The organism is uncultured Winogradskyella sp. (assembly GCF_947498345.1).
Lineage (GTDB): Bacteria > Bacteroidota > Bacteroidia > Flavobacteriales > Flavobacteriaceae > Winogradskyella.
Genome location: NZ_CANMJY010000008.1, coordinates 171,941 through 186,790, shown reverse-complemented (window position 1 = coordinate 186,790; position 14,850 = coordinate 171,941). Strand labels below are relative to the sequence as shown.

Sequence of the window (14,850 nt, the reverse complement as noted above, 5' to 3'; positions counted from 1 at the left end):
CATTCATTTCCACTCTTTAGCGGATCTGGTTATTTTGGGATTTTAAAAAATCTATAAATCGTGTATTTTTACATCAATGCAAACACAACTTTTAGATTTTATACCAAAAAATGCTCAATCTCAAATTGAAGCCTTAATGGCAAAAGACAATTTGGTAGTAAAAGTTAAAAATGAGCGAAAAACTAAACATGGTGATTACAGGCAATTACCAAACGGAAAACATCAGATTACAATAAACGCCAACTTAAATTCTTATAGGTTTTTAATAACACTTATTCATGAGATTGCTCACTTTGAGGCTTATAACCAATACGGACGTTTAATTAAGCCACACGGAAAAGAATGGAAATACACGTTTCAACATTTAATGTTACCATTTTTAAGACCAGAGATTTTTCCGATGGAATTGTTGCCGCTATTGGCAAAACATTTTAAAAACCCTAAAGCATCTAGCGATACAGATGCGCAACTCGCTCTGGCTTTAAAACGATTCGACGAAGGGGAGGAAAAAACTTTTGTTTTTGAAGTACCTTTGGGTAAAACTTTTAAGCTCTATAATGGTAGAGTTTTTAAAAGAGGTAACAAAAGAAGAAAACGCTTTGAATGCATTGAGGTTAAAACAGGTAAGTTATATTTGTTTAACCCCAATGCCGAGGTAGAAATTATTAGTTGATGAAAAATAAAAATTATTACGCCATACTAATGGCAGGTGGTGTAGGTTCTAGGTTTTGGCCAGTGAGTACACAAAACTTTCCTAAACAGTTCCATGATATGCTTGGAACCGGTAATACGTTAATTCAAAAAACATTTAATCGTTTATCTACGCTTATTCCAGAAGAAAATATTTTCATTCTTACAAACGAACGTTATAATGATTTGGTGTTTGAGCAATTGCCAAATATTACCAAGCGTCAGGTAGTTTTAGAACCAGCAATGCGAAATACAGCTCCATGTATTCTTTATGCATCTTTAAAAATTCAAAAAGAAAATAAAGATGCTGTAATGATTGTTGCTCCGAGCGATCATTGGATAGAGGACGAACAAGCGTTTTCCAAAAACGTTAAAATGGCTTTTGACTTTTGTGAGTCTAACGATGCCTTAATGACTTTGGGTATTACACCAACATTTCCAAATACAGGTTATGGTTATATCGAATTTGACAAATCAAATTCTTCAAGCATTAAATCAGTAAATCAATTCTGTGAAAAACCAGATTATGAAACTGCAAAATCTTTTTTAGGACAGGGTAATTTTTTATGGAATGCAGGCATTTTTATGTGGAGCGTAAAATCTGTGATCTCAGCATTTAAAAACAATCAACCCGAATTATTTCAATTGTTTGAGAGTGGCTATAGTGTATATAATACAGCGTATGAAGATGACTTTATAAAAGATAATTACGCTAGGGCTGAAAACATTTCTGTAGATTATGCATTAATGGAAAAGAGTGATAATGTTTTTGTAATTCCTGCTACTTTTGATTGGAATGATCTCGGAACATGGGGAAGCCTTTACGATAAGCTAGAAAAAGATGAAAGTAATAATGCTGTTGTAAATTCTAAAGTGCTTTCTGAAGACGCATCTGGCAATATGATTAGGTCAAAAAAAGATAAAATTGTCGTCGTAGATGGCCTAAATGATTACATTATTGTGGATAAAGACGAAGTTTTACTTATCTTTCCTAAGGCTAAAGAACAAGACATTAAAAAAGTACTTCAAAATGTGAAAGCCAATTTTGGAGAAGAATATGGTTAACTATGAGTGACGAAAGTAAATTCGATTTTTCTGAAGATGAACAACAACAGGTAAATAAAGACAAGGCTGTTGAAGAAAAAAAAGAAGCCATTAAGCAAGATGCTAAAGGGCTTTTTTCAAGTATTTCTACTTTTTTAAGTGAGCTTTTAGATTTTAGAGACGATACAGATAGAGAAGCAACGATTGAAGCTATAAAGGCAGATATTCCTTTTAAAGGAGCTACAGCTTGGATTTTAATTTGTTCTATCATGGTAGCTTCTGTAGGACTCAATGCAAATTCTACAGCAGTAGTAATTGGTGCCATGTTAATATCTCCTCTAATGGGACCCATTTTAGGTATAGGTATGTCCATTGCTGTCAATGATATAGATTCTCTTAAGAAATCACTTATAAACTTGGCAACTATGATAGTTCTAAGTTTAATAACAGCATATGTCTTTTTTAGATTTTTTCCTTTAGGTACAGCCTCAGAAACTTCAGAATTATTAGGTAGAACAAAACCAGATATAAGAGATGTACTCATTGCTTTTTTTGGTGGTTTAGCACTTATAATCGCTCGCACTAAAAAAGGAACTATAGCATCTGTGATTTTCGGCGTGGCGATTGCTACAGCGTTAATGCCACCACTTTGTACGGCAGGCTATAGTTTAGCTAAGGGGAATTGGGTATTTTTTGGTGGAGCAATGAATTTATTTACTATTAATACAATCTTCATCGCTTTAGCAACGTTTATTGTACTAAAGGTTTTACGTTTTCCAATGTTAAAATATGCGAATTCAAAAAAACGAAAACGTATAGCTCAAATAGCATCTTTAGTAGCCATCGGAGTAATGATTTGGCCAACATTAACTTTTATAAATGTTTATAAAGAATCTATTTTTAATAATCAGGCAAAAACATTCATTGAGACAAAGGTAGAACCTTTAAATGCACAACTATTTGATGAGGATTATAGTTATGAAGACCAGGTAATAGAGCTAACTTTTTTAGGTGAAATAAATGATCAGACTAAACAACTATGGAATAATGAATTAGCTTCAAATCCAAATTTTGACAAATTAAGGAGTGCCAAACTTAGAATAAAAGGAAGTGACACACAGAGTTATGAATTGATTACAAATGCATATAATGATACGAGGGATCAGTTAAAAGAAAGTAGGTTGGTTATTTCTGGGCTTCAAGATCAGATAACTGAGTTAAATGAAACAATCTCTGGTCTAAATCAGCAACTCGAAACACAAAATTCTAATAATGAAGTCGCTTTCTCAAGTCTTGCTAAGGATGTAAAAATAAAGTTCAATGACTTAAATTATTTCGGTTATGCCAAAATGTTAGAGTCTAAAGATTTTATAAAAATAGACACTATTTCTGTGGCTAATATTAAATGGAATTCAAATTTAAATGATAGCTTGGTTTTAGTTAAAGAAGGCGAGTTGTTAAAGTGGCTTAAAGATGAATTAAAAACAGAAAAAGTAAGAATTAATAGAAATTAACTATTGATTTTCTTCTAAGTACATGCGTCGTACTTTTTTAAATAACTCAGAGGAATATACAAAATCAGTTACGACTTCATTGTCTGTTCTAAAAATAGTCTCTTTAGAACCTTCCCAGGCTTTTAAACCATCTTTTAAAAAGACAATTTTTTCGCCAATTTCCATTACAGAATTCATATCGTGAGAATTAATTACAGTGGTAATTTGGTATTCGTCTGTAATTTCCTGAATAAGATTGTCAATTACAATGGCTGTTTTAGGATCGAGGCCAGAGTTTGGTTCATCGCAGAATAAATATTTAGGGTTGTTTACAATAGCTCTGGCTATAGCCACACGCTTTTGCATTCCACCAGAAGCTTCACTAGGCATTTTATGATGAGCATCATCTAGATTAACGCGTTTTAATACAAAGTCTACACGATCTTCCATTTCGCTCTTACTTTGCTTAGTAAACATACGTAAAGGAAACATAACATTTTCTGCAATGGTCATAGAATCAAAAAGCGCACTACCTTGAAACACCATACCAATATCTGATCTTAAATCGGTTTTTTCATCAGGGCTAAGATTACTGAAGATCTTTCCATCATAAGCAATACTACCTTCTTCATATTCAAATAAGCCGAGCAAACATTTTAAAAATACCGTTTTACCAGAACCACTTTGTCCTATAATAAGATTGGTTTTACCTTTTTCAAAAGAGGTAGAAATGCCTTTTAATATATGTGCATCACCAAAGGATTTATGTAAGTCTTTTACCTCTATCATTAGCCTAAAAGTAAACTGGTTAATAAAAAGTTTAATAGTATAATCACTACACTGGTCCACACAAAAGATGTTGTACTTGCTTTACCAACTTCTAATGCACCGCCTTTCATAAAATAGCCATAGAATGAAGGTATAGTAGCTAGTATAAAAGCAAAGACCATAGTCTTTATAAAAGCATAGGTCATATGAAAAGGAATAAAGTCATTTTGTACACCATCGATATAGTCTTCTAATGTGCCATAACCGCCATAAACACATGCTGCTAAACCACCTAAAATCCCAAGAAACATAGCAATGGAAATCACAAAAGGATAAAGTGTTAAAGCAATAAACTTTGGAAATACTAAATAATTGATGGCATTGATTCCCATAACTTCTAGAGCATCTATTTGTTCGGTAACACGCATTGTACCAATGCTAGAAGTTATAAAAGAACCCACCTTACCTGCCATAATAATGGAAATAAAAGTTGGAGCAAATTCTAAAATGATAGATTGACGTGTTGCAAAACCCACTAAATACTTTGGAATTAAAGGGTTACTAATATTGAGTGATGTTTGAATAGCCACAACACCACCAACAAAAAATGCTATAAATGCGACAATGCCCAAAGAACCAATGATAAGGTCATCAATATCTTTAAGGATTAAAGTTTTTAACACAGACCATTTGGTAGGTTTGCGAAACATGTCTTTAATCATTATAAAGTATGTGCCAATATTATGAAGGTACTTCATGCAAGAATTTCTTAATGCTAAAGTATGAAAAAAGATGAGTTTATTAATGTTAATTTAAATTAAGATGGTCTAAAAAACGTATTTTTGAAACTCAATAAAATGGCAGTCGTATCATGAAAAATATCTTCACATTAATTATCACCATATCCTTGCTTTTTTCTTGTGGTTCTCAAGAAAGAATAATCAAAAGTCAGGAAATTAATAGCGAAAAAAATGAGCCAAAACCAAGATTGGTAGTAGGCATTGTAGTAGATCAAATGCGTTATGACTACTTAACACGCTTTGAGTCTAAATTTAGTGACGGCGGTTTTAAACGTATGATACGGGAAGGCTTTAATTGTAAAAACAATCATTTTAATTATGTACCAACATATACAGGGCCAGGGCATGCTTCAGTCTATACAGGTACGACTCCAAAATATCATGGGATTATCTCTAACCATTGGTATGATAAAGCCACTAAGGAGATGGTTTATTGTGCTCAGGATGATACCGTATCCTCAGTTGGCACAACGAGTTCCGCCGGAAAAATGTCACCACGACGCATGCTAACGACTAGTTTTGCAGATGAAAACAGGTTGTTTACGCAAATGAGAGGCAAAAGTATCGGAATAGCTATTAAAGATAGAGGAGCAATATTGCCTGCAGGTCATACGGCAAATACGGCCTACTGGTTTCATGGTAAAGATGAAGGTGTATGGATTACAAGTTCGTTTTATAGAAACGATTTACCACAATGGGTAATGGACTTTAATACTTCTAATGCTGCTGAATCTTATTTTAAAATATGGGATACATATCTACCGATAGAAACGTATATAGAAAGTGGTGAGGATTTAAATGATTTTGAAGGTGGTTTTATGGGAAAAGAAACTGCTACTTTTCCTTATGATTTGGCTGAGTTAAAATCTGAAAATGAAGATTTTGATATTTTAAAAGCCACGGCATATGGAAATAGTCTTACAGTAGATTTTGCTATAGCTGCTTTAAAAGGTGAAGCTCTGGGACAAGATAATGATACAGATGTATTAACCGTAAGTTTCTCTAGCACAGATTATGTAGGTCATAATTTTGGAGTAAACTCTAAAGAGATAGAAGATACATACATTAGATTGGATAGAGATCTCGAACGTTTTTTTAACTATTTAGACGAGACCGTTGGCAAAGGAGAGTACACTGTATTTTTAACGGCAGATCATGGTGCTGTTAATGTGCCAGCATACTTACAATCAGTTAAAATTCCTGCTGGTTACCTTGACTACAACTCTAGAAAAGAACAATTTCAAAAGTTTTTAAAGGACACTTATGGTACCATAGACATTGTAGAGAATGTAAGCAATAATCAAATATTCTTTAATAAAGCTAAGTTGAAAGAGTTAAACTTAAATATTCATAAGGTAGAACAAGCTTTAGTTGATGAGCAAATTAGCTATCCTAATATTGCTAAAGTGTATACAGCAACAGCTATGAATAGTACTGATTTCACAACTGGTATTGAGGCTTTGCTACAGAATGGTTTTAATCAAAAACGCTCTGGTGACGTTATTGTGGTAGACGATATTGCTCATATTGCCTATAGTAAAACAGGTTCTACACATGGTAGTGGGCTTAATTATGATACACACGTGCCTTTATTATTCTTCGGAAAAGGTATAAAACAAGGCGAGACTTATAGCAAGACCGTAATACCAGATATAGCACCAACGATTTCTGCACTTTTAGGAATTAGCTTTCCTAATGGTGCAACTGGGGAGCCTTTAGGATTCGTTTTGGAATAAAATTAGATACTTTTAATTTAATTAAAAGGAAGAGGAGTTAAAACTCCTCTTCAGAACTTAATTTATAGGCAATTACAAAAAATGCGACTATGAGTTTATCCAACATCTTGAACCTCTACACTTACACCAGAGGCACATTGGCTGTCAAAGTCACAGTATTAAAGTTGTTTAACAAGCAATCTTGTTAAATGAGTAATTACCTACAGTGATTAGTAACAAACTTTTACTTTGCCCCAAACACCACAGTTTGATGATCCTACCTCACACTCATCGCCACCTGCATTCTGATTTGGAAAATACTCCATCACGTCAAAGCAACAAGGTCCAGAAAAGACATCACCACACTCATGAGTAAATGAAGCTCCTCCAATTACTTGTTTTTGCTCAGCTTTATTTAAAGCTTTTCCTAAATTCAATAAATTTTTCATAATTAAAATATTTAAAAATTAAAATAACCTTGGTCAGTTAAGGACATCCAAGGGTTATGTCCATTCCTCGCGAGAGAATATCTTTAGTTTTTGAATACAGTTTTTAGTTGATAAAAAAAGCGTTCAATCAATCGTAAATCTTCGGTAATTATCTCGGCTGATCCTCGCATTTCGTGCTTAAATATAATTTCCTTGTTATAAGAGGTGATCAGTTTACCTGGTAATGCTACCGTAATGTTGTAGAAGCCATCTTCATCTGTCAGTAGCGAAATAGTCTCAATATTCCCTTTTACGGTTCCGAATTCATTATCTGGATAATTTTCTAATTTAATATTGACAGTTTGACCAACTTTAATTTTTCCTGAATTTTGAGCAGGTGTTTTTAGCTTTGCGATATAGGACGAATTCTTTTCAGGAATAATAGTAAATAGTAATTCACCTTGATTTACGGCTTGATTTTTAGACCATAGTTTTGAAAAAGCAACTTTACCGTCAATATCGGATGAAATCATGTATTTCATTTCCCAATCCTTTAAAGCTCTTTTGAGTTGATTAAAGGATTGAATCACATTTTTGAGTAGGCTAATTTCTTCTTTGGTTTTTTTTATAGAAGTATTTATTTCGTTTGTATTAGCATTGGCAATAGCCTCTTTTATTTGCGATATGGAAGCATCCATATTGGCATAATTTCGTTCTGCTTGGAGATATATTAATTCCTTAGATTCCAAGGTTTGTTTGGCAATGACTCCTTTTTCAAAAAGCTGTTGTTGTCGCTCTAAGTCTTTCTTTTGAAATGCCAATTCTGCTTTGTTAATCCGTTTTTGGGATTCTAGTATTTTTAACCTTGAGTAGAGTTGTGTCTTAGAATATTGATTCCCTTTTTGTTGATTGTTAAAAGGTTGATGTTCTTTATTTAACTGATATTGTATGTAGTTGTTTTCGAATAAGGCAAATTCAGAATCTACATCTCCTAAAAATAGAATAGGAAGCTTGTTTAATGGGAATGTAAAATTTTTACTGTTGAGTTTTATTGTATCAACTATAGATTTAAGTAGTTGTATGTGCTCAAAATTTGCTGTGCTTTCAATAACGGCTATAATAGTGCCATCTTTCAAGGAAGAATTATCAGCAATAAGTATAGAATCTATCTTGCCAGAAACTCGAGTATATTTTTTTAGTGGTGGGAGTTTAGTGGTAATTTGTGCTTTTGATGTGATGATATCAGGATATTTAATAAACCATGATAGCGTTAAAAACATGAGTATAAATACTAAAATGAGCATATTTCCATAGCGAATCATCCAGTTAGGAACTGCTTCTAAAAGATCCTGGATTTGTTCGGATCTTAATTCTATATCTTCTATATTGTTTTTGTCCATTTTTATGATTTATACATAAGAAGAGGAGGTTTTAATTCCTCTTCTTTACTAATATGATTTTGAATATTAATAATCAATCTTCATTATCATCATTAACAGTACACACTTGTATTAGGCAAACAAACCCTAAGGATTGCACTGCAACATTGTGTAGGGCCGCATTCGCTTGCTGTTGTACAACTCTTCTTTCCTCCATTGATCGTTCTAAGCTGGTTTTTGCTTAAAACCTTTCCGAGTTTTAATAAATTTTTCATAATTAAATATTTATACTTTAAACTTTTCCTGGACAATTATAGACACCCAAGATTTGCGTCTATTCTTCGCGAGAGAATATTTTAGTTGCCTAGCTCTAATTGATTTTTTACTAGGTTATAGTAATTGGCCTTGTTCTTTATCAACTCATCATGATTTCCTATTTCGACGATTTTACCTTGGTCAAGTACAACAATTTGATGTGCATTTTTTACCGTACTCAAGCGATGTGCAATAACCACTGCAGTTTTGTCTTTAAAAAAAGTGTTTAGCTTTTCCATAATTGTTTTTTCATTATTAGCATCTAATGCTGAGGTAGCTTCATCAAAGAATAGAAACCTTGGATTCTTATATACTGACCTGGCAATAAGTAAGCGTTGTTTTTGTCCTGTACTTAGTCCTGTGCCTTCGCTTCCTATTTTTGTATTATATCCTAAGGGTAATTGCGCTATGTAATCTGATATGTTAGCGACATGAACTGCATGCTGTAACCTTTCTTTATCTATGTAATCTTCGCCAACGGCAATATTACTAGCTACGGTATCATTAAAGATGTAACCTTCTTGTATAACTACACCACAGTTTTCTCGCCAAATCCGTTGTGATATATTGTTGAGGTTAAAGTTTCCAACTGAGATCTCACCTTTATCTGTTTCATAGAAACGCAAGAGAAGTTTCATTAGGGTGGTTTTTCCACTTCCACTTACACCAACAATAGCAGTTGTTTTTTTTGGTGGTATTATGAGCGTTAGGTCTCTTATTACAGGTTCTAAGGCTCCCGGATATTTAAAGTAAACTTTGTTAAGACTTATATTTGCTTCTTTAGGAATATTTGCAATTTTATTGTCTTCGGGATTTTCCTCATTTTCCATGTTATGGATTTCACCCAAACGTTCAATTGAAATTTTGGCGTCTTGCATTTCTCTCAAAAAGCTTATTAGTTGAATAATTGGTCCATTAAGTTGACCAACCATATAGCTTATGGCCATCATCATACCTAAGGTAATATTACCTTCAACAACCAATGTAGCTGAAAGTACTGTGATGAACATGTTTTTTAGCTCGTTAATTAGATTAGACCCTACACTTTGTGTCTGTTCTAAGGCAAGACTTTTGGTTGCAATTTTAAACAGTTTGGCTTGTACATATTCCCAATTCCAACGCATGCGTCGCTCAGCATTATGAAGTTTAATTTCTTGCATACCATTGATGAGCTCTATGACTTTGCTTTGCTCATCACTTATTTGAGAAAACCGCTTATAATCTAATGCTTTGCGTTTTTTAAAAAAGAATAGTACCCAGACGATGTATAGGGCACTGCCTATTAAGAAAACTCCAAATATTTGTAAGCTGTAATAGGCAAGAACGCAACTGAAAACAATAAAATTGAAGAATGAAAATATGATGGTTAACGATGATGTTGTGAGAATACGTTCAATACGTTTATGATCATTAATGCGTTGCAGTAAATCTCCAGTCATTCTTACATCAAAGTAAGAAATGGGGAGCTTCATAAGCTTAATGAAAAAATCTGAAATAAGAGAGATGTTTATACGCGTACTAAGATGTAAGAGTATCCAACTTCTAATAACCTCTAATGAAGCTCTACCTGTAAATAATGCTAGCTGTGCAAAAAGAATGAGATATATGAAGTTGAGGTCTTGGTTCTGTATACCTATATCTACAATACTCTGTGTTAGAAAGGGTAGTACAAGTTGTAGCAAACTGCCAGCAATTAAGCCAATAATTAGCTGAACTATAAATTTCTTGTACTTAATTAGATATTTAAAAATGAAGCTAAAACCAAATTTTTTATCATCATCAAATTCATTTTGATAAAAGTTGGGTGTAGGCTCTAAAATAAGGGCAATACCATCTTCTGTATTCTCATTAGCATTTTTACCAATCCAAAATTTTATAAATTCTTGTTTGGTATATGTTATAAGGCCATGAGCTGGGTCAGAAATATATATAGTATCTTTTTTTATTTTATAGAGTACAACATAGTGGTCGTTGTTCCAATGTAAAATGCAAGGTAAAGGCGCTTCTTTTAATTTTTTATATGTCAACTTAAGACCCAGTGATCTAAAGCCTATAGACTCTGCAGCTTCACTTAAGTACATCAAATTACTGCCAAGTCTTGTTGTCTCGCTAAGTTGCCTTAATTCTTGTGTGTTTATAGATTTGCCATAATGCTTGGCAATGATTTTAATGCATGTAGGACCACAGTCTTTAGCTTCTGTTTGGTTATATGTTGGGAATTTCTTTTTCAATTCAGATTATACCTGATTCTTATTTTAAATTTATATTTACGTGAGCATTAAAGACATTTTATGTCTGTTCTTCGCGAGAGAATACTGTTCATTACAAAGCTCGCTTTTGGGCTTTGCTTTTTTTAGATATTCTCTGTTTCCGGAAGTCTAACTTGATGTTTCGCTTCACTTTGTAAGTCTTCGATAAAATAAATGAGGTCACTTCTGTCAAATATTGATGGATATGACTTGCCGTTAATTAAAATTTCTGGGGTAAAGTTTGTGCCATTGGTAGTGCACCAATCATATTCATTTTTTAATATGCTTAGATATTGTATTGGATCTGAGCATAATTTCCACTTATTTAACCAGTCATTTATTGTAGAAGTACCATAAATTTCGTGCATGGCTTTCATACATGTTTCTGTACTATTATTATATAAATCTAATAGTCGAGTCGCAATTTTTACGGCACCACTCTCTGGATCCTTGGGATTAATGTTAAATCTGATGGTGAGTTTAACAGATTGTGAATATTGTTGTAAAATCTGCTCAATGAGTTTATGGACTGGTTTACAGTGCCCACACAACGGATTGGTAATAATGGTAATATTAAAATTACTATTTGGGTTACCATACTCTATTTCATCTATGTTGTCAATTTTTGTATCTATTACTTTAGATTTATCTAATTGACTATTAAATAATTCAAAGTTTCTTTTAAACTTAAAATAATCAACTTTACTTCTGTTAAGTACTGTATTGTCTTTATAAATTTTAGACATAAAAAGCCATATAGCTCCTATGGATATAAATGAAAGTGTAGTGAAAAGAATACTAGATAACGTAAAGTTAGGAACGTTATCTATAGCAAAAAGACCCGCTTGTAACCATATGAGCCCTACTATACATAAGCAAAGGAAACACCATTTTTTTACAACTCTTATTTGATAGTAAATAGAATATACAGTTATTGACAATGCCAAAGCACTGATAAGTTTTGGAATGAAAACGCTTTCATTAACTATAACCAATAGAAATGTAGCTAATCCTAAGCTCGTGAAGTAAATAAAGCTCATGTCACTTAATTTAAAGCCTTCAAAAACCGTTGCGCCTTTTGATGATAATACGGCATTACAACTTTTCTTTTCTGTTGGGTTAGAACAAAAAGCATTACCAAGTAATGTACTTTCACCTTGTTCTTGCTTTAAAATTGTAAAAGAAATGTAAGCGCCTAAAATAGAAGTAGTTAGAAATAAAATGTTAATAATGCTTGGATTGGTGTTCGCAAAAAGCAAAACAAATACTATTGCAGAACCAATAGCAAGACCTCTAATGATATTTGATCTTATATTTGAATAATTATTACTTAGATCTGACTCGGTTTTATCTACAGCCAAAACAATACCAGTAAACTGATTAAGGAAATCGGATTCTGATACTGTCTTCTTAGATTTAGAATCAAAAATTAAATGATAGTTATTCTTAATTTTTGAAACTACGGCAAATTGTTTTTGCTCCTCAATATTAATTTGTGCTAAAAAAGTATTTGGAAGATGCCTTAAAACATTAGCTGTAATCGGAACATCTAATGCTAAGTTTTCAATATTAAAATGATCGAGTACTCCAGTAATTGCATGTAAACTTGGGTAGGTAGGATGGCTTTGGATTTGAAACTCTAGCTCATTAAAATCAATTATTATTTTGTTGGCTTTTAATAATTGTTGTGTTTGGTAGCTAAGTGCGTCTTTCACAGTAATAGATTTTATAGTTTATATTACTGTTCTAAAAACAAAAAATTGTTACCCTATTTTTTTAAATTTTTAAAAAAGCTGCCTAGATTAAACTAAACAGCTTTTTATTAAAATTATTAGATAAGACTTACTTTAAGATTACATTTTTATGTTCTGTGCTTCCGTCTTTAAGAGTCACTTTGACAACATAATATCCTCTTGCGAATCTATCGGTTTGAATACTTTTTTGAAAAGCATCTACATTTTTAACTTGTAATAGCGGCTTTCCATAAATATTATAAAGCCCTATATAATCTATTTTTGAGTCGTCTGTTGCGATAGTAAGCGCGCTCGTTGCAGGATTTGGATAGATAGAAACCAAATTCAGATCTTTATGTTGTTTTTTATTACTTTTTTTTCTGCCGAGGCTAGAGGAGCAACTTGTATCTATTCGGGCATATGCCACGCAGCACCATTCAGTCCATGGGCAATTAGGCCCTGTTCTAATGCGATATTGCCATGATCTTCCACCCGTTACTGGAGTTATGTCGTTTGAAAGACTAATAGAATTATTTGTTGTAATGAAAGTAGCAGCGTTATCATCTAAAGGTGGAAAAGGACTAGAAAAGCACGAATAGTCCACTACAAATTCAAGTTCATAAGTTGCATTTGGAATGTTTTCCCATGATAGTACATATCCAGTGGTATTAGAAAAAGATAATTGTGCTTCACTAATCAATTCGCAACCATTTTCTTGACAATCATCAAATGATAACCTTCCTACAGTTACATCTTCTTCATAGTAAGAGCCATCACTATTTTGAAAAAGAGCAGTTACTTTAAAATCATAATTTCCAGTTGATCCATTATCGAAATCTGAATTTGTAATTTCAAAGCAATAGTTGGTTTCAGTAAAAGATGAAGGCGTAGTGATTGTGTTAATAATCTGGCTATCGTTATCTACGTCGAGGATTTCAAGATACATATATATTAAATAAGGACCATTAGTGTTATCAGCGCAGTAATCTCCGCATATTTCAAAACTAAAGTCACCTTCTAGGTTTAAATCATTGCATTTTGGTATTTCGCTGTTGATCGTTATTGGTGAATCTTCACACGGATTTGAAGTTGTATCACAATCATCAAAAGTGAGCTCCCAGTATTTACGATGACCAACTGCTGTGCTTCCATCAGAGAACGTTACAATGACAAATATGTTATAGTCTTGAAATGGTATAAAATCTAAAGTATTTGGATTAATATCAAAGCTAAAATTTGAATCATTAAAAGTGCCTGTAGCAATTGGAGTTGCGTTTGAAGTTCCATTAGGATTACTTGTGTCGTAAGGAGCAATGTAAGCAGTTATAGAGACAGCATCTGTACTGCAACCTGGGTTTTCATAAAGTCCAGAAACTATAAAGTTTTCAGTTGGACAATTTAGTCTGACAAAAGCATCCATTTTTATACTACCTGTGTTATCATCACATGAAGTAATACAAATATTGTCGATATAAGCAGTACTAAAATGTTTTTGTCCCTCTGCGCCTAAAGTGCCACAGTCAGATACAGTTAATTCTAATACAGCATTATTTGCATTAATTGAGCTTAGATCTATGCTGTGTGTTACCCAATTTGGTGTATATGCTATTAGCTGACTAGAAATGGTAGGATGATAGGCTCTTGTGTAAAGATTAAATTCACTAGCTGAGGTGTCATTTGTGATATTATAACATCCTTGATCTAAAATAACACTTGGGTTATTGGCATCAATTAATTTATATTCTAGAAAGCCATTTATGTGATCATTATTGCTGTCAGGTACCAATCCTAAGTGTATGAAGTCAAAATTAAGAAAGTCACCATCTAATTGAATATTCCTAGAAATTGTTGTTCTATTGCTAATATTCAATTCCATTGTTGGATTTAATTTGAGGGCTCTGGATCCAATTGTTCTGTTAAGAGATACTCCTAATTGACTTGATAGATATTGTTCAATCCCTGAAGTTACTTGAGTAGCAGCATCCTGAAAATTATTGGTTTGGTTGAAAGGAAAACTCAAACTTTGAACTGAAGCAGGATCATTATTGCCGCAATAGGCGTAGTGATCAGCAGTAAGATTGTTACCTAATTGGTTTGTTGACGCACCTCTTAAATTATAGTTGTTATTAAGTAGTTGACCACTATCAAAAGTATCAATACAGTTGTTTTGCGAAAAACCGCCCATGCTAGTACATATAAACAGAATCGTTAGTACTTTGTAAAAGTATAATCTCAT

11 protein-coding genes are annotated in these 14,850 nt (G+C 32.9%); 4 read left to right on the top strand and 7 right to left on the bottom strand.

What is annotated here, in order from left to right; genetic code table 11:
• The first annotated feature begins 76 nt into the window (after positions 1 to 76).
• Genes Q0912_RS12250 through Q0912_RS12240 form a run of 3 tightly spaced genes read left to right on the top strand, consistent with a single transcriptional unit; the run spans position 77 to position 3,248 of the window.
• On the top strand, positions 77 to 673 hold the full coding sequence (locus tag Q0912_RS12250) for a SprT-like domain-containing protein (RefSeq protein ID WP_299115465.1): 597 nt from the start codon (positions 77 to 79) through the stop codon (positions 671 to 673).
• The gene (locus tag Q0912_RS12245) at positions 673 to 1,755 is read left to right on the top strand and encodes a mannose-1-phosphate guanylyltransferase (RefSeq protein ID WP_299115463.1); all 1,083 of its coding nucleotides are present in this window, start codon (positions 673 to 675) and stop codon (positions 1,753 to 1,755) included. Before Q0912_RS12250 ends, Q0912_RS12245 begins: the two co-directional genes overlap by 1 nt.
• A gap of 2 nt (positions 1,756 to 1,757) precedes the next feature.
• The gene (locus Q0912_RS12240; protein ID WP_299115461.1) at positions 1,758 to 3,248 is read left to right on the top strand and encodes a DUF389 domain-containing protein; all 1,491 of its coding nucleotides are present in this window, start codon (positions 1,758 to 1,760) and stop codon (positions 3,246 to 3,248) included.
• Here Q0912_RS12240 and Q0912_RS12235 read toward each other — a convergent pair whose 3' ends face one another.
• Together Q0912_RS12235 and Q0912_RS12230 are read right to left on the bottom strand one after the other, a co-directional pair.
• Positions 3,249 to 4,016: an ATP-binding cassette domain-containing protein gene (locus tag Q0912_RS12235; RefSeq protein ID WP_299115458.1), complete on the bottom strand. Its 768-nt coding sequence runs from the start codon at positions 4,014 to 4,016 to the stop codon at positions 3,249 to 3,251.
• Positions 4,016 to 4,753, bottom strand: coding sequence for an ABC transporter permease (locus tag Q0912_RS12230; RefSeq protein ID WP_299115456.1), 738 nt, complete (start codon positions 4,751 to 4,753; stop codon positions 4,016 to 4,018). The genes Q0912_RS12235 and Q0912_RS12230 overlap by 1 nt, the downstream gene beginning before the upstream one ends.
• Positions 4,754 to 4,866: 113 nt before the next feature.
• On the opposite strand from Q0912_RS12230, the gene pafA reads away from it, so the two are divergent.
• Positions 4,867 to 6,531: an alkaline phosphatase PafA gene (pafA, locus tag Q0912_RS12225; protein WP_299115453.1), complete on the top strand. Its 1,665-nt coding sequence runs from the start codon at positions 4,867 to 4,869 to the stop codon at positions 6,529 to 6,531.
• Between the two features lie 209 nt (positions 6,532 to 6,740).
• On the opposite strand, the gene Q0912_RS12220 is transcribed toward pafA, so the two are convergent.
• The 5 genes from Q0912_RS12220 to Q0912_RS12200 form a co-directional block, all read right to left on the bottom strand.
• A complete protein-coding gene (locus Q0912_RS12220) occupies positions 6,741 to 6,959 on the bottom strand; it encodes a hypothetical protein (RefSeq protein WP_299115451.1) in 219 nt (72 codons plus the stop codon).
• 83 nt (positions 6,960 to 7,042) lie between these two features.
• A complete protein-coding gene (locus tag Q0912_RS12215; RefSeq protein WP_299115449.1) occupies positions 7,043 to 8,338 on the bottom strand; it encodes an HlyD family efflux transporter periplasmic adaptor subunit in 1,296 nt (431 codons plus the stop codon).
• Positions 8,339 to 8,673: 335 nt separating this feature from the next.
• Complete coding sequence (locus Q0912_RS12210; protein WP_299115447.1) at positions 8,674 to 10,863, bottom strand: peptidase domain-containing ABC transporter; 2,190 nt, start codon at positions 10,861 to 10,863, stop codon at positions 8,674 to 8,676.
• 122 nt (positions 10,864 to 10,985) lie between these two features.
• Positions 10,986 to 12,596, bottom strand: a complete 1,611-nt coding sequence (locus Q0912_RS12205; protein ID WP_299115445.1) for a vitamin K epoxide reductase family protein — start codon at positions 12,594 to 12,596, stop codon at positions 10,986 to 10,988.
• A gap of 127 nt (positions 12,597 to 12,723) precedes the next feature.
• Entirely contained in the window at positions 12,724 to 14,850 is a 2,127-nt protein-coding gene (locus Q0912_RS12200) for a T9SS type A sorting domain-containing protein (protein WP_299115443.1), read from the bottom strand.

Bases quoted from the DNA above. Each gene is read 5' to 3' on its own strand.
- Q0912_RS12250 (WP_299115465.1), top strand. From the start codon at position 77: ATGCAAACACAACTTTTAGATTTTATACCAAAAAATGCTCAATCTCAA.
- Q0912_RS12245 (WP_299115463.1), top strand. From the start codon at position 673: ATGAAAAATAAAAATTATTACGCCATACTAATGGCAGGTGGTGTAGGT.
- Q0912_RS12240 (WP_299115461.1), top strand. From the start codon at position 1,758: ATGAGTGACGAAAGTAAATTCGATTTTTCTGAAGATGAACAACAACAG.
- Q0912_RS12235 (WP_299115458.1), bottom strand. From the start codon at position 4,016: ATGATAGAGGTAAAAGACTTACATAAATCCTTTGGTGATGCACATATA.
- Q0912_RS12230 (WP_299115456.1), bottom strand. From the start codon at position 4,753: ATGAAGTACCTTCATAATATTGGCACATACTTTATAATGATTAAAGAC.
- pafA (WP_299115453.1), top strand. From the start codon at position 4,867: ATGAAAAATATCTTCACATTAATTATCACCATATCCTTGCTTTTTTCT.
- Q0912_RS12220 (WP_299115451.1), bottom strand. From the start codon at position 6,959: ATGAAAAATTTATTGAATTTAGGAAAAGCTTTAAATAAAGCTGAGCAA.
- Q0912_RS12215 (WP_299115449.1), bottom strand. From the start codon at position 8,338: ATGGACAAAAACAATATAGAAGATATAGAATTAAGATCCGAACAAATC.
- Q0912_RS12200 (WP_299115443.1), bottom strand. From the start codon at position 14,850: ATGAGATTATACTTTTACAAAGTACTAACGATTCTGTTTATATGTACT.